General features: G+C 55.2%; 18 protein-coding genes and 1 riboswitch. Of the genes, 3 read left to right on the forward strand and 15 right to left on the reverse strand.

What is annotated here, in order from left to right:
- Positions 1 to 18: 18 nt before the first annotated feature.
- Both SK3146_RS13585 and SK3146_RS13590 read left to right on the forward strand, forming a co-directional pair.
- Positions 19 to 714, forward strand: a complete 696-nt coding sequence (locus tag SK3146_RS13585; RefSeq protein WP_249865545.1) for a response regulator — start codon at positions 19 to 21, stop codon at positions 712 to 714.
- A gap of 105 nt (positions 715 to 819) precedes the next feature.
- Complete coding sequence (locus SK3146_RS13590; RefSeq protein WP_249865546.1) at positions 820 to 2,319, forward strand: IMP dehydrogenase; 1,500 nt, start codon at positions 820 to 822, stop codon at positions 2,317 to 2,319.
- 59 nt (positions 2,320 to 2,378) lie between these two features.
- Here SK3146_RS13590 and SK3146_RS13595 read toward each other — a convergent pair whose 3' ends face one another.
- From SK3146_RS13595 to SK3146_RS13615, 5 genes are all read right to left on the reverse strand, one after another.
- Positions 2,379 to 3,449: an ABC transporter substrate-binding protein gene (locus SK3146_RS13595; RefSeq protein ID WP_249865547.1), complete on the reverse strand. Its 1,071-nt coding sequence runs from the start codon at positions 3,447 to 3,449 to the stop codon at positions 2,379 to 2,381.
- Between the two features lie 25 nt (positions 3,450 to 3,474).
- Positions 3,475 to 4,302: an ABC transporter ATP-binding protein gene (locus SK3146_RS13600; RefSeq protein ID WP_249865548.1), complete on the reverse strand. Its 828-nt coding sequence runs from the start codon at positions 4,300 to 4,302 to the stop codon at positions 3,475 to 3,477.
- On the reverse strand, positions 4,278 to 5,039 hold the full coding sequence (locus SK3146_RS13605) for an ABC transporter permease (RefSeq protein WP_249865549.1): 762 nt from the start codon (positions 5,037 to 5,039) through the stop codon (positions 4,278 to 4,280). Before SK3146_RS13605 ends, SK3146_RS13600 begins: the two co-directional genes overlap by 25 nt.
- Positions 5,040 to 5,053: 14 nt before the next feature.
- Positions 5,054 to 6,514 carry a sulfatase family protein gene (locus SK3146_RS13610; protein WP_249865550.1) on the reverse strand — a complete coding sequence of 487 codons (1,461 nt, stop codon included), beginning with the start codon at positions 6,512 to 6,514 and terminating at the stop codon, positions 5,054 to 5,056.
- A gap of 272 nt (positions 6,515 to 6,786) precedes the next feature.
- Positions 6,787 to 7,497, reverse strand: coding sequence for an AAA family ATPase (locus SK3146_RS13615; protein WP_249865551.1), 711 nt, complete (start codon positions 7,495 to 7,497; stop codon positions 6,787 to 6,789).
- 366 nt (positions 7,498 to 7,863) lie between these two features.
- Here SK3146_RS13615 and SK3146_RS13620 point away from each other — a divergent pair, with 366 nt between their 5' ends.
- Positions 7,864 to 9,732, forward strand: coding sequence for an LTA synthase family protein (locus SK3146_RS13620; protein ID WP_249865552.1), 1,869 nt, complete (start codon positions 7,864 to 7,866; stop codon positions 9,730 to 9,732).
- A 94-nt stretch (positions 9,733 to 9,826) separates the two neighbouring features.
- On the opposite strand, the gene SK3146_RS13625 is transcribed toward SK3146_RS13620, so the two are convergent.
- The 10 genes from SK3146_RS13625 to ehuB form a co-directional block, all read right to left on the reverse strand.
- On the reverse strand, positions 9,827 to 11,014 hold the full coding sequence (locus SK3146_RS13625; RefSeq protein ID WP_249865553.1) for a KamA family radical SAM protein: 1,188 nt from the start codon (positions 11,012 to 11,014) through the stop codon (positions 9,827 to 9,829).
- 59 nt (positions 11,015 to 11,073) lie between these two features.
- A complete protein-coding gene (locus SK3146_RS13630; protein WP_249865554.1) occupies positions 11,074 to 11,247 on the reverse strand; it encodes a hypothetical protein in 174 nt (57 codons plus the stop codon).
- 180 nt (positions 11,248 to 11,427) lie between these two features.
- Positions 11,428 to 11,565, reverse strand: a riboswitch (cyclic di-AMP (ydaO/yuaA leader).
- Positions 11,566 to 11,603: 38 nt separating this feature from the next.
- Complete coding sequence (gene thpD, locus SK3146_RS13635; RefSeq protein ID WP_249865555.1) at positions 11,604 to 12,509, reverse strand: ectoine hydroxylase; 906 nt, start codon at positions 12,507 to 12,509, stop codon at positions 11,604 to 11,606.
- 95 nt (positions 12,510 to 12,604) lie between these two features.
- Positions 12,605 to 12,985 (reverse strand): ectoine synthase, encoded by a 381-nt coding sequence (locus tag SK3146_RS13640; protein ID WP_249865556.1) that lies wholly within the window; start codon positions 12,983 to 12,985, stop codon positions 12,605 to 12,607.
- A 44-nt stretch (positions 12,986 to 13,029) separates the two neighbouring features.
- A complete protein-coding gene (ectB, locus tag SK3146_RS13645; RefSeq protein WP_249865557.1) occupies positions 13,030 to 14,322 on the reverse strand; it encodes a diaminobutyrate--2-oxoglutarate transaminase in 1,293 nt (430 codons plus the stop codon).
- 48 nt (positions 14,323 to 14,370) lie between these two features.
- The gene (gene ectA, locus SK3146_RS13650; protein ID WP_249865558.1) at positions 14,371 to 14,877 is read right to left on the reverse strand and encodes a diaminobutyrate acetyltransferase; all 507 of its coding nucleotides are present in this window, start codon (positions 14,875 to 14,877) and stop codon (positions 14,371 to 14,373) included.
- A gap of 17 nt (positions 14,878 to 14,894) precedes the next feature.
- Positions 14,895 to 15,665, reverse strand: coding sequence for an ectoine/hydroxyectoine ABC transporter ATP-binding protein EhuA (ehuA, locus tag SK3146_RS13655; protein WP_249865559.1), 771 nt, complete (start codon positions 15,663 to 15,665; stop codon positions 14,895 to 14,897).
- 29 nt (positions 15,666 to 15,694) lie between these two features.
- On the reverse strand, positions 15,695 to 16,414 hold the full coding sequence (ehuD, locus tag SK3146_RS13660) for an ectoine/hydroxyectoine ABC transporter permease subunit EhuD (RefSeq protein WP_249865560.1): 720 nt from the start codon (positions 16,412 to 16,414) through the stop codon (positions 15,695 to 15,697).
- A 6-nt stretch (positions 16,415 to 16,420) separates the two neighbouring features.
- Positions 16,421 to 17,074, reverse strand: a complete 654-nt coding sequence (gene ehuC, locus SK3146_RS13665; protein WP_249865561.1) for an ectoine/hydroxyectoine ABC transporter permease subunit EhuC — start codon at positions 17,072 to 17,074, stop codon at positions 16,421 to 16,423.
- 1 nt (position 17,075) lies between these two features.
- The gene (gene ehuB / locus SK3146_RS13670) at positions 17,076 to 17,969 is read right to left on the reverse strand and encodes an ectoine/hydroxyectoine ABC transporter substrate-binding protein EhuB (protein ID WP_249865562.1); all 894 of its coding nucleotides are present in this window, start codon (positions 17,967 to 17,969) and stop codon (positions 17,076 to 17,078) included.
- Between the last annotated feature and the right edge of the window lie 59 nt (positions 17,970 to 18,028).

Consider the following 18,028-nt stretch of genomic DNA (forward strand, 5'->3'; position numbering starts at 1 on the left):
GGGGAGATGAATGGGACGATGACGACACCGATTCGGGTCATTGTGGCGGAGGATCTCGACGTGCTGAGGGATCATTTCTGCGAGCTGATCTCGCGGGAACGCGATATGGAGATCGTAGCGCAGGCGTCGAGCGGCAAGCAGGTGCTGCAGCTGCTGCAGGAGAAGCAGGCGGACATCATTGTGATGGACATCGAGATGGATATGAAGCATGACGGCATTATTACGGCGCAGAAGGTGCTGCTGCAGTACCCGTATATGAAAATCGTATTTTTGACCGTTCACGAGGATGACGAGACGGTGTTCAACGCCTTCGAGACGGGGGCTGTCGATTACGTGCTGAAGACCAGTTCGCCCGAGGAGATCATAAGCAGCATCCGCAACGCTTACGACGGCATCGTCCTGATCCGGCCGGAATTTTCGTATAAGATCAAGAACGAGTTTTCCCGCATCCGCCGCAACGAGGAGAGCTTGCTGAAGGCGACGATTATTTTGTCGCAGATGACTCCGACCGAGCTGGAAATTCTCGAGTTGCTGCTTAAGGACATGAAGGTCGCGGAAATCGCCAAATACCGGCAGGTCGAGCTGTCGACGATCAAATCGCAGATCAACATGATCCTCAAAAAATTCAACAAGAAGCGATCCAAGGAAGTGACGGCGATGCTGCGCGATCTGAACGTGCAGCAGCTCATTCATAAAGTGCGCGGCGGAAGCTGAAATCGTCCCGAAAAAGCCATTGACCCCAGGCGAGGTTCAATGATAAGATTGAAAAAATTTACTTGTCGAGCCTGTCCAAAAACGATCCAAGGGGGAATCAATGAAGTGGCTACGTATTATTTGGAACCGTCCCGCACGTTCAGCGAATTTCTGTTAATTCCGAATTTGACGACCAAGGAGTGCACTCCGGCGAACGTTCGCCTGAAGACGCCTCTGGTCAAGTACAAGCAAGGGGAAGCGCCGGCAATTTCGCTCAATATCCCGTTCTCCTCCGCCGTCATGCAGGCCGTATCCGACGACGGCATGGCGATCGCCCTCGCCCGCTGCGGCGGCATCTCGTTCATCTTCGGCTCGCAGTCGGTCGCGGATCAGGCCGCAATGGTCCGCAAGGTCAAAGGCTACAAAGCCGGCTTCGTCGTCAGCCGCTCCAACCTGACTCCGGAGCATACGCTCGCCGACGTGCTGGCGCTCAAAGAGCAGACCGGCCATGCCACCGTCGCCGTCACGGAAGACGGCACCGCCAAGGGCAAGCTGCTCGGCATCGTAACGAGCCGCGATTACCGGATCAGCCGCGATTCGCAAGACAAGCCGATCCGCGACTTCATGACCCCCTTCGCCTCGCTGATTTACGGCCAATCCGGCATTACGCTGTCCGAGGCCAACGATCTCATCTGGGAGCATAAGCTGAACTGTCTGCCTATCGTGGATGAGCGGCAATGCCTCGATTACCTCGTGTTCCGCAAAGATTACGACGCCCACAAGGAAAATCCGCTTGAGCTGCTGGACGCCAACAAAAGCTATATCGTCGGCGCCGGCATCAATACCAAAGACTACAAAGAACGCGTGCCCGCGCTCGTCGCAGCCGGCGTAGACGCGCTCGTCATCGATTCGTCGGACGGCTACAGCGAATGGCAGCGCGAAACGGTGCAGTACGTCAAGGAAAACTTCGACGTGAAGATCGGCGCCGGCAACGTCGTCGACCGCGAAGGCTTCCTGTATCTGGTCGAATCGGGAGCCGATTTCGTCAAGGTCGGCATCGGCGGCGGATCGATCTGCATCACCCGCGAGCAGAAGGGCATCGGGCGCGGTCAAGCTTCCGCCGTGATGGAGGTCGTCGAAGCGAGGGATCAATACTTCAAGGAAACGGGCATCTACGTGCCGATCTGCTCGGACGGCGGCATCGTGCACGATTACCATATTACGCTGGCGCTGGCCATGGGCGCGGATTTCGTTATGATGGGCCGCTATTTCGCGCGCTTTGACGAAAGCCCGACCCGCAAGCTGAGAGTCGGCAACAACTTCGTCAAGGAGTTCTGGGGCGAGGGCTCGAACCGGGCGCGCAACTGGCAGCGGTACGATACCGGCGGCAAGAGCGGTCTCTTGTTCGAGGAAGGCGTCGATTCGTACGTGCCTTATGCGGGCACCCTGCAGGAAAATCTCGACAAGACGATCGGCAAAATCAAATCGACGATGTGCAACTGCGGCGCCACCAGCATTGAGGAGCTGCAGCGCGTCGCGCGGATTACGCTCGTTTCGGCGACAAGCCTTGTCGAAGGCGGAGCGCATGACGTCATTTTGAAGGAAAGCAGTCTTTCGGAAGAGTAAAAGACAAAAAGCCGGCGGAAGGTCATCCCTTCCACTGGCTTTTTCCATGATGACGCCGATTATTGGCCCGTCGCTTTGAGGAACGGATCGGTGACGATGAACTGATCCGCCGGCACGACTTCCTTCAGGCTGCCGTTCTGTACGAACAGCTTCTCCAGATTTTCATACCATTTCTTCGCCGTTCCGTCCTTGAACGCATCGGCCACCCGTTTATTATCCAGCCATTCGAGCGAGTCCAGCTGCAGCTTCAACGATTCTTCGGGAACCTGCGTATAGGCGGCGGTCATTTTGATCGCTTCGTCCTTGTTTTTCAATTTGTAGTCGGTCGTCTGTGCGATCGCTTTCAGAAATTGCTGCACAAGCTCCGGCTTCTCCTGGAAAAACTTCGGATTCACAACCCAGCTGGCCGGGAATATATAGTCCGGGAAAAAGTCGCTGTTATCGCCCAGCTTCACCATATTTTCCTTGCCGACCTGCTTCTCGATCTCCTGCGTATACGGCGACCAGATCGCCACCGCGTCCACCTTGCCGGCGACATACGCGGAAACCGCGCCGGCTACGTCCATATTGACAATGTTCACATCGCTCGGCTTCAAACCGCCTTTTTCCAAACCGAGGTTCAGTACCATTTCGCCTGACGTTCCTTTCGGCACGCCGACCGTCTTGCCTTTCAGGTCTTTCCATTCTTTAATGCCCGATTTCTTGGTGGCGAACACCATGTCGCTCTTGCCTAAGCTGACGATATCGATAATATGCCCTTTGCCCTGCGCCGCCAGGAACGTAGCTCCCGGTCCGATGTAAGCGATATCGATATCGCCCGAAGCCATCGCCTGGAATTCAGGCGGGCCGCTTAAAAATTTCACGGCGTTGACGTTGATTCCGGCTTCCTTGAAATAACCTTTCTCCTCGCCGATGACGATCGGAGTCGCGCCGTTCATATCCGGCATATAAGCTACATTGATCGTAGGCAGCTTGCCTGCCGGTTTGTTCGGCTCCGGCGTCTGGGCCGGAGAGGCGGCGCCGCCTCCGCCGCTCGGGGCGCCCGAGGAGCAGGCGGCCAGCACGAGCAGGATGCTGAGCATAACGGCGGCGATAGGAAGCTTAAGCGATAATTTCGACTTGCGAACCATAAGAATCTCTCCTTTAAATATGAGACTATTTTGCCACTTCCAGGTATTCGCGATACACCTTGGACCAGATCTCGTTCTTGATTTGCACGAACCGCTCGTCCAGCTTCGTTGCCTGATCCCGCGGGTAAGGAATGTCGACGTCGATAATTTCCTTGATCCGTCCCGGTCTGGCGCTCATGATGATCACCTTCTGGGCCAAAATGACGGCTTCCTCGACATCATGCGTGATGAAGAAGCAGGTTTTTTTCTCCGTCTGCCACGTCTTAAGCAGCTCTTCCTGCAGCTGCGCCCGCGTCTGGGCGTCCAGCGCGCCGAACGGTTCATCCATCAGCAGCACCTCCGGCTGCACCGCGTAAGCTCTGGCAATCGCCACGCGCTGCTTCATCCCGCCGGACAGCTCCTTCGGATAAGCGTGGGCGAAATCCTTCAGCCCGACTATCTCCAAATATTTCTCCGCCGTCTCCTTCCGCTCATGCTTGCTAAGGCCGCGCAGCTTCAATCCGAATTCGACGTTTTTCAGCACCGTCTTCCACGGGAACAGCGCATACTGCTGGAAGACGACGCCCCGTTCTTTGCCCGGCCCCTTGACTTCCACCCCGTCGACCTTCACCGAGCCGGAGGTCGCCTCTTCAAGGCCCGCGATAATGTTGAGCAGCGTCGTTTTGCCGCAGCCGCTCGGGCCGACGACGCAGACGAACTCGTTCTGATGAATGGTCAGATCGGTGTTTTGCAGCGCGGTCACGTCGCCGCTGCGCCCTTTATAAATTTTGGACAATCCGCTGATTTCAATCTTGGGACGGCTCTGCTCCTGCTGAGCCTTCGCGATCTCTAGGCGTTGCGTACTTCCTGCCATCCGGTTAGCCTCCTTTCCAAGAAGAGAACGAACTTATCCATGGCCAAGCCGATGATGCCGATGACGATAATGCCGAGAATGACGACTTCCATCCGGAAGTAGAGGCTCGCTTCCATAATCATATTGCCGAGCCCCTTGTTCGCTCCCGTCAGCTCCGCCGCCACCAGCGTCGTCCACGCGGCGGCAAGACCGAGTCTTACGCCGACAAGAATATAGGGAAACGATGCCGGTACGATGACTTCGAAGAAAATATCTCTATCTCTTGCTCCCAGCACCCGCGAAGCGCGGATTAAGGTCGGGTCCACGTTGCGGACGCCCTGGAAGATCGAAATGACCATAACCAGGAAGGTCGAAACGAAGATAACCGTCACTTTGGCCGATTCTCCAACCCCCTGCGCTACGATAACGAGCGGAATGAGGGCGATCGGCGGAATTGTCCGGAAAAACTGAATCCATGGCTCCACTACGGAGCGTACGACGCTGTACCAGCCCATCAGGAAGGCGACCGGTATCGCTACGATCAGTCCGAGCGAGAAGCCGCCGAGAACCCGGAACAAGCTTGCGCCTACATTCGTCCACATGCGTCCGCTCGCCGTTTCGGAGATGAAGGTTTTGACGACAATGGTCGGATTGGTAATAATGGCTCCAATCGCCGGAATGGCCGACAAGATATACCAGAGCACGATCCCGATAACGATCGAGACGGCCGTAAGCAGGGAGTGCGGCATCTTTTTCATAGTTGTTGTCCTCCTTATCCGTCGTATGCCGGCTGCACGGCTTCTCTGCTGTAGGTGCTCCGCAGCTTCTCGGCGGCTTCCTTCCAGCCCTTCTGATTCAGCCGCCGCACCCAATCGTTGGCGCTCAAATATTTCCAAGGGCCCGTTTCGATCACCTTCTGCATCGGATCGACCTTATAGCCCGGCTTGCGGGCCTGCTCATGCTGCCACTGGGACAGCCGGTGATCCATTTCTTTCACGATCTCGGGATGCCGGTCGGCTACATTCGTCGTCTGGTTCGGATCGGCGATCATGTCATAGAGCGTCACTTCGTCAAAATGCAGGTACAGTCCCGGATGGTACGTGCGGATGAAATACCAGCGTTCGTCCCGCACCGCCCTCTGGCATACATACAGAGCGTGATCCATCACCAGATAATCGCGCCCCTGCCAATGCTCGCCCCGCAGCGCCGGAAGGAACGACTGACCGTCCCAGCCCGACGGCACCTTGAGCCCGGCCATCTCCGCTATCGTCGCTATGACGTCGACATTGTAGACGAACCCGTCGATGGCCGTTCCCTTGTTCTCCATCCCCGGAGCCTTGATGATCAACGGCAGATGATGCACCGCTTCGGTAGCGCTTGCATGTTCGAGGTAAATGCCCTGCTCTCCCATCGATTCGCCATGATCGGCGCTGATAATGAAGCATACCTCATCCTCGATGCCGAGCTCCCTCAGCGTCTCCAGCAGCTCTCCGACATGCTTATCCATGTAGCTGATGCCGCCGTCGTAGCCGTCGACCGCATGCTTGAAATCGCTGCGGTTTGCGATCTGCCCCGGCATCGTCGCCGGATATTTGTCCCCCCAATGCAGGAACGGCGCGGATCGCGGAAAGCTGTGTTCCTGCTGCGCGGCAATCGCCGCTTCATCCGGGAAAGCCTTAGCCGGCGAATCCTTCCACTGCTCCATATACTCGATCGGATACGTATAGAACGTGTGCGGGTCCCAATATTGAATGTGCAGGAAGTAATTGTCTTCCTTGCCGTGCTGCCGCAGCCACGGAATGACCGAAGCGTTCACTTCGTCGGCGTTTTCGTTGCCTTCTTTTAGCGAATGGGTGTGCACTTCATTCCATCCGGCAAAATACCACCAAGCATGGTGACGGTCGCCGAAGGTCGAAAACGTAACCGTTTTCATTCCTGCTTCACGCAAATAACGGGTGAAAAAAGGGATTTCCTTGCTGTGTCCGTCCCCTTCGGGATATTGGAATTCTCCCCCGGGTCCCCAGTGCGTAAGCGCGCCGTGATGAATGCCGAACCGGCCGGAAATGAAGCTGCCCCGCGACGGCACGCAAGGTGATGAAGCGCAGTAGCAATCGTTGAAGCGGACGCCCTGCGCGGCGATCGCATCGATGTTGGGCGTCGTATTCCGGTGATACCCGTAGCAGCCCATATGATCCGGCCGCAGCGAGTCGATGTCCAAATAAATGATTCTCATTATGACTGATGCCTCCTGCCAATTGATTTGCGAGTGGGATTACTGCTAATTATAGAGGAGGTCCGAGGGGCTCAAAAGGTTGAACTATTTTCAAACCTTTTGGGGAGGCATCATGGGGATATGCGGTCTATATAAAACGAATGCGACCCGCAGCCATGGACTGCGGGTCGCAAATCTATATTAAGGGGGGTCACTGTCTATCATACAGAACGATGCTTAAAATCACCTGAAAGGAAGGTTATGTTTTCCTTAAAATATGCCCGATATTAGCGTCAATCCTCGAACAGCTCGGCCAAAACCGCCTTCCGGTTTTCCAAAAATCTTCGGGTGACGATATAATGCAGCGTGTTCTCGTAACGGATCTCTTCCAGCGGCGAGCTGTCGAAGTTCCATATTTGCGCGTTCGGATAACCGAGCAGAATCGGCGAATGGGTCGCGATAATAAATTGCGCGTCTTTCTCCAAATCTTTGATAATGCGCAGCAGCGCCAATTGACGGGCTGGAGACAGCGCGGCCTCCGGCTCGTCGAGCAAATAGATCGCTTTTTTGCCGAACCGGTGCCGGAACAGCGACAAAAACGCTTCTCCGTGCGATTGCTTATGCAAGGAACGACCTCCGTAATATTTAAGGCTCTCCGGCATCTTGTCAATATGGGTGGCAAAATGATAGAACGTCTCCGCGCGCAGAAAAAAACCGTTCGTCACTTTAGGCATCCAGGACAGCCGCATATAATCTCCGAGCGAAGCTCCGGAAGCTTCCACTTCGTACGTGTTGTTTCTCCCGCCTCCGGCCGTATTGAAGCCGCATTGATAGGCGATCGCCTCCAAAATCGTCGACTTGCCCGAACCGTTCTCTCCGACGAAAAACGTCACGTTGCCGTTCAAAGCGATCGTGCCGGCATCCCGCAGCACGGGAATCGAGAACGGATATTCCGCCGGTTGCGGAAACCGGCTTCTTAAAATTTCCACGCTTTTCAGAAACACAAGTCTCACCTCCACCAAAGGGAACGTATGTTTCTGTATTATACAGCAAGCCGGCCGATTTGGAAAGCTCGGGAGTAAGGCGGAAGGCTTGCGCTGCGGAGAACTAACCGCAATGTTTAATATCCGCTTATTTGGTAAATGAATGTATAGAAGCATGAGAAGCGTGGTGAAAAAAAGAGCGGAGGGGCCATTTGAAGCTGGAAAAGCGTTAGCGCTCGCCTTTGAAAACGGATTTTGTCCATAGAAAAAGGAGACGACACTCCAAAAATCCGGTTTCAACAGTTATTGGAAGACCAAATGGGCGCCGCAGCGGACTTTTTCATCTCGCTTTTAGATAGAACGTTCAAAACAAAATGGGGGTCTATAATGGAAGCAAGCTGGGTTCGGATATGGAGAAGTCCTTATATTATCATTACTTTGCTGCTGTGGGTCAAGGTCGCCCTGCTGAGATATTTTTTATTCGACGAAGTGATCGTTTCCTGGTGGCTGCTCGATCTCGCCAGTCTTGCCGTGTTGTCAGGATGCGTCGAGCTGTTATTCCGTTATCCGGCCAAGAAAACCGCCTACTGGATTGTTAATGCGGTGATGTCGCTGATCTTTTTTGCCGCTACGCTCTATTTCGAGCATTTCGGCTCCGTTATTACCTATACCTCCGTTTTGGAGATCAAGCAAGTTTTGCAGATTTCCTCCAGCGTCAAAGCGACGATCCGGCTTGCGGATTATTTATTTTTCCTTGATTTTGCCGTGTTTTTTTTGTTATGGCTTGTTTTTAGACGCAGCGGGGCTCATATCCTGCTTGCCGTCGCTTTGCGCAAGTATGCGGTCATCGCCGTAACGGCCGCCTGCCTCATCGTCTGCGCCGTCTTCATCAAGCTGAACCTCGGCATCGTCAACGAGCTGGTTCGCGCCAATCAGTTGGGGCTGCTCAACTATGAAGCGTCGGTTTTGGCCAATAGCATTAAAGGCAGAAAAACGACCAACTTCAGCACCACATCGGAAGCTTTGAATGTCGTAAGCGATTATGAAGCGAGCTACGGATACAATCCGAACGCCGGAGAAACGCCAAAATATTTCGGCTCTCAGCAGGGGAAAAATGTGATCGTCGTGCAGTTGGAAGCGTTCCAGAACTTCCCGATCCATCTTAACTTCCACGGTCAGGAGGTTACGCCCGTATTGAACAAGCTGGCTGCCGAAAGCTACTATTTCCCTCACATTTTCCAGCAGATCGGCCAAGGGAATACGTCCGATGCCGAATTCATGTCCAACACGTCGATTTATCCGACAGGGACGATTCCGATGTCGACCGGTTACGGCGACCGCGTGCTGCCCAGTTTGCCCCGTCTGCTCGAAGCGATCGGCTATGAAGCCGATACGTTTCACGTAAACGAGGTTCATTTCTGGGACCGGTATAAGCTGTATCCGGCGCTCGGCTTCACCCATTACTACGACAAGCCCTATTACAACAACGACTTCTTCAACTCCTTCGGAGCATCGGACGAGGAATTGTTCCGTGTCGGGGCAGAAAAGCTAAGCGAGCTGCACAAGCAGGGCAAACCGTTCTATGCCCAGTTTATTACGGTATCCAGCCACTTTCCGTTCAAGATTCCGAACGATCGCCGCAAAATGACGATCCCGGCCGATCTCGAAGGCAAACAGCTCGGCGATTATTTGCTGTCCGTCAATTATACCGACTATGCCGTCGGCACGTTTATCGACCGTCTGAAGGCGGCCGGCATATGGGATAACACGATATTCGTCGCTTACGGCGATCATTTCGGCCTGCAGCCGGAGGACAACGATCCGAAGGAGCTGAGCGAGCAGCTCGGAATGACGTACCATCCGGTTATCTCCCGCTTCAACATCCCGCTGTTCATCCATGTTCCCGGGCAAACGGCCCCCCAAGTGGTGAACCAGGTGGGCGGGCAGCTCGACATTATGCCGACGATAACCAACCTGCTCGGCATTTCGCTGCAGCAGCAGCAATTTCTTCATTTCGGGCAGGATTTGCTGAATATGCGCCATAATGTGCTCGGGATGAGATATTATATGCCGACAGGCTCCTTCTTCAACAACATCATTATGTTCCAACCGGGCAAGGCATTCGACGACGGTACGGCCGTCACGCTTCGCACGCTGGCTCCGGCCAACATTCAGCCGTACCGAAGCGACTTCGACTATATTATGAACTTGATGAAAATGTCCGATGACTACGTGAAGCTGCTGCCCAAACGATGATCCGTCCGGGATTCTCGCTTCTCTGTAAGCGCCTGCGGCTGTGCGGCAGGAGGAGAGGGCCGTCCCGCCATGACCGCGGCGCGGGCAGGAAGGGTTACGCTTGCATAACGCCGCGCGTCTGCGTTTGCGCCCGCGGCATATCGGGAAGCTCGTTGACCGATACGACGTCGTCGGTCCGTTTCTTCGGACGCTTCCAGAAGCGTTCGCTGCCGGGAAGATCATCAAACCAAGCGGCGTCTTCGGGGCAATCGAGCACCATAAATTTGCCGTATTCATCGTCCCGCGACTGATGGTATTTGAGATAAGCCTTGCCGTTCTCGATAGCCAAAATTTCGATTTTGCCCGAAGTGTGGCTCATGGACAGGCGGATTCGTTTGCCGAGGCCGGAAGTTCTGGCCTTGGCGCCTTCTACGATTCGGTACACTTCCTGCAGCGGCAGCACGAAATCGCGGTTGCCGGCAACGGGGCGGTTGATGAAGAAATAATACGGGGTTACGCCGGCCCAGGACAGCTTGTCGAGCAATTCGCCGAGCACGGCCGGGTCGTCATTGATTCCGCGCAAGACCGGCGTCTGGTTAACGACGATGGCTCCTGCCTGATGCAGCGCCTCGAAGCCGAGCTTCGCCTCGCGCGTAATTTCTCGCGGATGATTGATGTGCGCCATCACATAAATGCGCTTGTTGGCGGTGGAAAACTCGCGGATCGTCTCCAGAAGAGCCTCGTCCTCGTAAATCCGCATCGGATTAAACACCGGAATCTTCGAGCCGAGCCGGATGATCTGAACATGCTCGATCGCTCTAAGCCGCTCCAGTATACCGCGCAACTTGGGCGTTCCGAGAATCAGACTGTCCCCTCCGGTCAGAAGCACGTTATTGATTTCGGGGTGGTTCTCGATATATTGAAGCCCGGGATCGACGTTCGACATCGCTTCCTTGACATCGTTGCGGAACAATCTTTTGCGGAAACAGTAACGGCAGTACGCCCCGCACACCTCGGATACGATGAGCAGCGCCGTCGTCTTGTATTTATGCTGACAGCCCGGCACCACATAGTTGGTATCTTCGTCGGACGCATCCCAGCGCCCGTATTCGGAAAGCTCGCCTTCATTGGGGATGACCAGCTTGCGGATCGGATCGTTGGGATCTCTCCAATCGATCAGGTTCAAGTAATAATCGTTTACGCGAAACACGAACTTCTCCGTTATTTGCTTAAGCTTTTTTCTCTCCTGCTCGGGAATCTCCAGGATTTTGTCGATATCGGTCAAATATTTCGGCTGCGGCATAGAGTATCCTCCTTGAAATGACAGATTGGTTATGGGGAATCGGCGTCATTAGCGGAATATCAAGGTAAACGCTTGCATATCCTTCTGCGGCTCCGGTCCGATAAAGCCAGTCTGCTAACCTGCTCCTGCTTACGCCTCCCTGTACTCCCTCCTTCCACGCGGTATGAATAAGCTTGCGTCAGCTTCGTCTGCGCCGGCTTGCTGCTTACATTCAGCGCAAACGATAATTCCATGAATGAACTTAAAAGTTAATTTATGTATAAAATTACATTCAAAAAAGACCCGTGCTCCATTCGGAACATGCAAGCCGTAAGCGCTGCATGGTTCTCCTCCTGGCTCTAGCCTCGGGTCCTCATATGCAAAAAGACCCGATTTCCACGGGTCAATGAATGCAATTTCATGCATAAATAATAACTTGACCCATCCACTGCTGACGAGGTTAGCTGCCGGGCTCGGGAAAGATGGTTCCCTACAATCGTTACTGATTCGCCCCAAATAATGGTTCCCCCGCTTCCCGGTTCCATAAACCGGAAATTAAGCGTAGTACTATCATACACTACGAAAGTGGATGAGTCAAATTGGATCGTGCCTAGTCTTCGCGGGCAGCGATAAATTCCGGTCGCGGCGGCTGTCCCGAGTATGGCGGCTGCAGCTTGTTCTCCACGCTGTTATAGACGATGAAGACATTGCTTCTAGGCATCGGCGTAATGTTGCTGTTCGAGCCGTGCATAATGTTGCAATCGAACAAAACGATCGATCCTGCCTTGCCTACCGGCGTATCGATGCCGTAGCGCTGCACGAGCTCAGCCAAACTATCGTGGTCGGGCACGCCGTACTGCTGCCGGCGCAGCGATTTCTCATAATGATTGTCCGGCGTCCGTCCGACGCAGGAGACGTAATCCATCTGCGAGCCGGGCACGACCATCAGCGGGCCGTTAAAATGGTAATTGTCCTCCAGCGCGATGGAGCAGCTGAGCGCCCTCATTCTCGGCATACCGTCCTCCACATGCCATGTTTCGAAATCGGAATGCCAATAAAACTCTTTGCCGGTAAAACCCGGCTTAAAGTTGATCCGCGATTGATGGATGTACGTCTCGCTTCCCAAAATGTAGTCGGTGATGCTCTTCAGCCGGGAATGGCCCGAGAGAGCCTTGAACACATCGCTGCTGCGGTGAACGTTAAAGATCGATCTTACCTCGTCGCTGTCCGGCTCGCGTATGACCTCTCCGTCGGCCGAGTCACGGCTTGCCGCCCACATCCGCTTCAGCTCCTCCTTCAGCCCTTGCACCTCGCTCGGGGAAAAGAACGATTCGATAAACAAGTAGCCGTTCCGGCGGTAAAATTCCGACTGCTCCTCGGTGATGGAGCAATTGGGCGACCATGCGGAGTAGACGACGGGGTCCCGGCGTTCCGTAATCGACGGCGTATCGGAGATCCGTGAAGGATACAAATCCGTTGCGTGCTGGACTTCGCTTGCAGGATGCGTGCTTTTCATAAGATATTCCTCCTCGCAGGTTTTAGTAAAATTAGATCAAGCTTAGACCGGCATCGGGTTTAAGCGGGTTAAGCGGGTTAAGCGGGTTAAGCGGGTTAAGGCAGCAAAGGATACGTACCGTTCTCATCGTGCACTTCCTGCCCGACAAGCGGGGGATTGAACACGCAGAGCATGCGCATCTGCGTCTTGCCGCGCAAATAATGCTTCTCATGCCCGTCGAGCACATAAAGCATGCCCGGACTGATCGGATATGTCTCTCCTCCGATGACCTCGATCTCGCCTTCGCCTTCGATGCAGTACACCGCCTCAATATGGTTCTGGTACCAGATCAGCGTCTCCGTCCCCGCTTTGATGATCGTGTCGTTCAGGGAGAAGCCGACGCCGTCCTTGCGCAGCAGCAGTCTTCTCGAATTCCATGTCTGCGTATCCACATCGTCGACCGTATGAATCAGTTGCTCCAAATGCTTCACAATCATGATGATCCGCTCCTTTTATTTCGAATAAATTACCGGGACAAGGATTACTGTCCCTGCGCCTGTTCAGCCAGTTCTTTCATGGCTTCCGCCATAATCTGCAGCCCTTGCTCCAGCAGCCCGTCTTCAATGGTCAGCGGAGGCATCAGCTTGGCGACCTCGCTGCGCGGTCCCGAAGTTTCCATGATCAAGCCCTTATCGAATGCCGCTTGGCATAACCGCTCGGCCAAGCCGTCTTCCGCGAACGCAATGCCCTGAATCATCCCTCTGCCGCGAATTTCCCCCTGCAGCTCGGGATGACGGGCTGCCATCCGCTCCAGCGCCGCCCTTACGGTTCGGCTTTTAAGCTCGATCGCCTTCCTGAACTCGTCGTTCGCCCAATACTGCAGCGCCTCGGCGGCCGCCACAAAAGCGAGATTGTTCCCGCGGAAGGTGCCGTTATGCTCGCCGGGCGACCATTGGTCGATGTCCGGCTTCAGCAGCGTAAGCGCCATCGGCAGACCGTATCCGCCGATCGACTTGGACAAGCAGACGATATCCGGCTCCAATCCGGTATCGTCGAAGCTGAAGAAGGAACCGGTCCGGCCGCAGCCCATCTGAACGTCGTCGACGATCAGCAGGATGCCTTTGCTTCGGCACAAGGCTTCCATACTTTTGAGCCAAGCCGGGCTCGCCGCATTCAGTCCGCCTTCGCCCTGAACCGTCTCCAGGATGACGGCGGCCGGCAGGTCGACGCCGCTTCCCGGATCGTCCAGCAGCTTCTCCATATACTTCACGGTGTCGACATCCGGGCCGAAGTAGCCGTCATACGGCATAAAGACAGAGTGGCTCAGCTCCACTCCCGCGCCCTTGCGTTTGAATGAGTTGCCGGTGACGGCCAAGGAACCGAGGCTCATGCCGTGGAAGGCGTTCGTAAAGCAGATGACCGTGGACCGCCCCGTTACTTTCCGCGCGATCTTCAGCGCGCTCTCTACCGCGTTCGTTCCGGTCGGACCCGGGAACATAACCTTATAGCTCAACCCCCGGGGCTTCAAAATAACGTCGTTAAATCTCGTTAAAAACCGCTCTTTGGCGCCTGTCGCCATATCCAAACTATGCGTGACGCCGTCCTTCAGCATATAATCAAGCAGTTTGCCGCGAATGCGTTCATTGTTATGACCGTAATTCAACGCTCCCGCTCCGGCAAAAAAATCGATATATGCATTGCCGTTTTTATCCCATAGCCTGGCGTTTTTGGCTTTGTCGAAAACCGTTGTAAAGCTTCGGCAGTAACTGCGAACCTCGGATTCCATCTCTTCGAATACGTGCATAGAGGGCTTTTCCAGCGTTAGCGTTTTCATCGGTTTTCCTCCCTGTGTGCGGTTCTTTTTATCACTGTGAATCTGCGGCTATATGCCCGGGGCTGATTTCGGCCCCAATACGAACAATATTTCATCCTCGTGCTGCTGCCCTTCGGAGAACATCGAAGCCGGATATCCTTCGGTTAGCTGAACCTCGACTCCCCGTTCCTCAGCAACGGCCAGAAACAGCGCCTGCGAAGCCCGATTCGAGGGGCTGATCGTCGTCTCCGCATAGCGGACGCCTTCGCAGCAGGGCGATGAGAACAGCTCCCGCAGCAGCTGTTTGGCAATGCCTCTTCTCTGCCGGTCCGGCGCGACGCCGATCTGCCATACGAACAAGCGGTCCGGCTTGCCGGGAATGCGAAATGCGGACACGAAGCCCGCGATGCCCGCTTCATCCTCGGCGACGATGCAGCTGTCCCTGAAGTAATCGCACAGCAAAATGTAGCAGTAGACGGAATTGACGTCGAGCGCCCCCGTTTGCTTCGCGAGGCTCCACACCGCCGCCCCGTCTTCCTTGACCGGGTGGCGGTAACGTATGACAGGCGATTCCATGAAGCCTCTCCCTCCCTTCAAGACGAACGGAATCGTTTGAGAAACGATTGCAGCCGTTCGCTTTGCGGATTTTCAAAAATCGCCTCCGGAGGACCTTGTTCGACGATCCTTCCTTCGGCTCCGAAGATGACCCTGTCGGCGACATCCTTGGCAAAATCCATCTCATGCGTGATCAGCATCATGGCCATGCTGCCTTCCTCGGCGATTTCGCGAATGACTTCGAGCACTTCGCCCACCAGCTCCGGGTCCAGCGCCGAGGTCACCTCGTCGAACACCATCACCATCGGCCGCATGACCAAAGCTCTGGCGATCGCCACGCGCTGCTTCTGTCCGCCGGACAACTGGGCCGGATACACGTCCAGCTTATCCTGCAAGCCGACCTTGCCCAGCATGCTGACCGCCCGCTCGGCCGCCTCTTCCCTGGACAGCCCTAGCACCTTGCGGGGCGCTTCCGTCACGTTGCGGAGCACCGTCATATGCGGGAACAGGTTAAAATGCTGGAACACCATGCCGACCTTCCCGCGCATCCGGTGCAGATGCCGTTCATCCGCCCGCACGAATGCCCCCTTCCGGGGCATATGCCACAATCCTTCGCCGTCCAGCTCGATCGTGCCCGAGGTCGGTTCCTCCAAGGTCATCAGCATCCGCCCGAGCGTCGTCTTTCCCGAACCGCTCGGACCGATCAGCGCCAGCTTCTCGCCCGGCGCCATCTCCAGATCGATGCCTTTGATCACTTCGAGATCGCCGAACGATTTGGTTACTTGCGAATATTTCACTATTGGCTGCATGCTCTGCCCCCTTCGTTGTCCTAGCTACTTTACGAGCCGACCGCCTTCTTGGCGCTCCTCCCGGCCTGCCCCCGTCCGCTCTCCGGCCGCTGCCCCGGCTGAAGCGTAAGCCGCTTCTCCAAGGCGCGAATGAGCAGCGAGGCCGGGTAGCTAATGATCAGGAACAAGACGCCGACCATCGTGTAAGGCTCGAATACGCGATACGATTCGGAGACGATATTTTTGGCGGTCAGCAGCATTTCGACCAACGTAATCGCAGACAAAACCGGGGTTTCCTTGAACATTACCAAGAGATAATTCCCCATCACGGGAATGACGGGCGGTATCGCTTGCGGCAAAATGACCGTCATCCAAGTTTTCGCCTTCGGAAAATTCAAAGCGACCGCCGCCTCCCACTGCCCTTTGGGCACCGCCTCGATCCCGGAGCGGTACACCTCGGACATGTACGTGCTGTAATGAAGCCCAAGTCCAATAATCCCTACGGCAAAAGCAGACAATGAGATGTTTGCGACTTTGGGCAGCGTATAATACAGGAAAAAAATTTGCACGAGCAGCGGCGTGTTGCGGATAAAGCTCACCACTCCCCGCGAGACCGCGGACATCACGGCCCAGCGGGAGGCCGAGGCCATTGCCAGCAGCAGCCCGCCGAAGCAGGAGAGCGCGAAGCCGCAGCATGTCGCGAGCACCGTCATCTGCAGCGCTCGCAGCAGCTCGGGCAATATTTGCATTGCATAGTGCCAGTTCCACATGCTTACTTACATCCTTCCCGCCGCCATTTTACGCTCGGCCAGCCTAACCGCCATCGATACAAGCGAGGCAATGGCAAAATACATCAGAAGCAGCAGCACCATAATGACCGGCGACCAGGAGATGTAGTTGTTTCGCAGCACCATAGCCTGATACGTTAAGTCGGCCAATGTGATGAAGTAGACGAGCGATGTGCCTTTGATCAGCTCGACGAGCAAATTGCCGAACGGAGGCAGCATTCTTAGAAACGCCTGCGGCAAAATAATCGTTTTCATCGTCTGCCATGGCTTCATATTCAAGGCCGTGCAGGCCTCCCATTGCCCCTTGGGAATCGCCTGAATCGAGCTTCTGACGATTTCGGAGCCGTACGCGCCGTAGTTCAGCCCGAAGGCGACGACGGCCGCAGCGAATTTCGGCAGTTCAATTCCGATGAACGGAAGCGCGAAATAAATCCAGAACAGCTGAATGAGCAGCGAGCTTCCCCGGAAAAATTCCACATACACCGCAGATACCGCTCTTACCGCCCTAAACCTGGACAGTCTGCACAAGCCGATCAGCAGCGAGACCGCCATCGCAACCGCCGAGGAGAGGAAGGCGATCGCAATCGTCACCTTCGCTCCTTCCGCCAGCAGCGGGATGAACTGCGTCCACGAAGTTACCATGCTACTGCTCCTTGCAGAGCGCTTCGGATGTCATGTCGCCGGGAAGCTCCTGTTCCGTAAATCCGAATTTTTGCAAAATTTCGAGCAGCTCTCCGGAATCCTTCAGCTTCTTCAGCTCGGCGTTAAACGCTTCCTGGAAGCTCTTGTCTTCGGGACGGAACGCCGTTGCGCCGTATCCTCTGACACTCTTGGAATCGATAAGCGGCTGCTCGAAATCGGCGACGCGTTCGAGCTTGCTGTCATTGGCCGAATCCAGCATCGCCTGCAGCGCAGGCCCGGTCATCGTTACCGCTTGCGCCCGGTTGGCTTGAAGAGCGTTCAAAGCCGACGCCTGATCGGGCACGAGCACCATCTGCTCTTTGGCGACGCCCGATTTTTCCAAATAACCGATCTCGATCGCACCGGTCATAACGGCCACTTTGGCCTCTTTGTTATTGGCGATGTCTTGATAACTGCGGAGCTTGTGGGGATTTCCTTCCTGAACCGCGATAGCTTCTCCGATACTGTACTCCGGATTAGCGAAGAGAACCGCTTGGCAGCGCTGAGGATTAATAAACATGCCGGCCGTAATCATGTCGAACCGTTTGGCTTGAAGGCCCCCGATTAATGATCCGAATTCCGTTAATTCGCCTTTCATTTCGTTGATACCGAGTTTGCCCAGAACTACCCGGGCAATTTCTACCGCTTCTCCCGTCAATTGACCGTCGGATGTCTTATAGGCGTACGGCTTCTCGTTAGCGAAGCCCACCGTCACCGAGCCTTTCTGTTTGGCTTGAGCCAACGTATCGTTGCCCGCTTCGGACGCCTGTTTGCCTGCATTGCCGTCTCCGGCGCCCGCTTGCCCGGCGCTTCCGCAGCCGACGACTGATGTGAGAAGCGTTAGAAACAGCACCATCGCTAGCCCCCTTCTCAAGCAGCATCACTACCTCTCTTAAGAATTCGTTCGCGCGAACA

Source organism: Paenibacillus konkukensis (assembly GCF_023523925.1).
Lineage (GTDB): Bacteria > Bacillota > Bacilli > Paenibacillales > NBRC-103111 > Paenibacillus_S > Paenibacillus_S doosanensis.

Excerpts from the sequence above, each read along its gene's own strand:
- ehuC (WP_249865561.1), bottom strand. The coding sequence starts at position 17,074 with ATGGTAACTTCGTGGACGCAGTTCATCCCGCTGCTGGCGGAAGGAGCG.
- SK3146_RS13595 (WP_249865547.1), bottom strand. The coding sequence starts at position 3,449 with ATGGTTCGCAAGTCGAAATTATCGCTTAAGCTTCCTATCGCCGCCGTT.
- SK3146_RS13620 (WP_249865552.1), top strand. The coding sequence starts at position 7,864 with ATGGAAGCAAGCTGGGTTCGGATATGGAGAAGTCCTTATATTATCATT.
- SK3146_RS13585 (WP_249865545.1), top strand. The coding sequence starts at position 19 with ATGACGACACCGATTCGGGTCATTGTGGCGGAGGATCTCGACGTGCTG.
- ehuB (WP_249865562.1), bottom strand. The coding sequence starts at position 17,969 with ATGGTGCTGTTTCTAACGCTTCTCACATCAGTCGTCGGCTGCGGAAGC.
- SK3146_RS13625 (WP_249865553.1), bottom strand. The coding sequence starts at position 11,014 with ATGCCGCAGCCGAAATATTTGACCGATATCGACAAAATCCTGGAGATT.
- SK3146_RS13600 (WP_249865548.1), bottom strand. The coding sequence starts at position 4,302 with ATGGCAGGAAGTACGCAACGCCTAGAGATCGCGAAGGCTCAGCAGGAG.
- ehuA (WP_249865559.1), bottom strand. The coding sequence starts at position 15,665 with ATGCAGCCAATAGTGAAATATTCGCAAGTAACCAAATCGTTCGGCGAT.
- thpD (WP_249865555.1), bottom strand. The coding sequence starts at position 12,509 with ATGAAAAGCACGCATCCTGCAAGCGAAGTCCAGCACGCAACGGATTTG.
- ectA (WP_249865558.1), bottom strand. The coding sequence starts at position 14,877 with ATGGAATCGCCTGTCATACGTTACCGCCACCCGGTCAAGGAAGACGGG.
- SK3146_RS13640 (WP_249865556.1), bottom strand. The coding sequence starts at position 12,985 with ATGATTGTGAAGCATTTGGAGCAACTGATTCATACGGTCGACGATGTG.
- SK3146_RS13605 (WP_249865549.1), bottom strand. The coding sequence starts at position 5,039 with ATGAAAAAGATGCCGCACTCCCTGCTTACGGCCGTCTCGATCGTTATC.
- SK3146_RS13610 (WP_249865550.1), bottom strand. The coding sequence starts at position 6,514 with ATGAGAATCATTTATTTGGACATCGACTCGCTGCGGCCGGATCATATG.
- ehuD (WP_249865560.1), bottom strand. The coding sequence starts at position 16,414 with ATGTGGAACTGGCACTATGCAATGCAAATATTGCCCGAGCTGCTGCGA.
- SK3146_RS13630 (WP_249865554.1), bottom strand. The coding sequence starts at position 11,247 with ATGGAATTATCGTTTGCGCTGAATGTAAGCAGCAAGCCGGCGCAGACG.
- ectB (WP_249865557.1), bottom strand. The coding sequence starts at position 14,322 with ATGAAAACGCTAACGCTGGAAAAGCCCTCTATGCACGTATTCGAAGAG.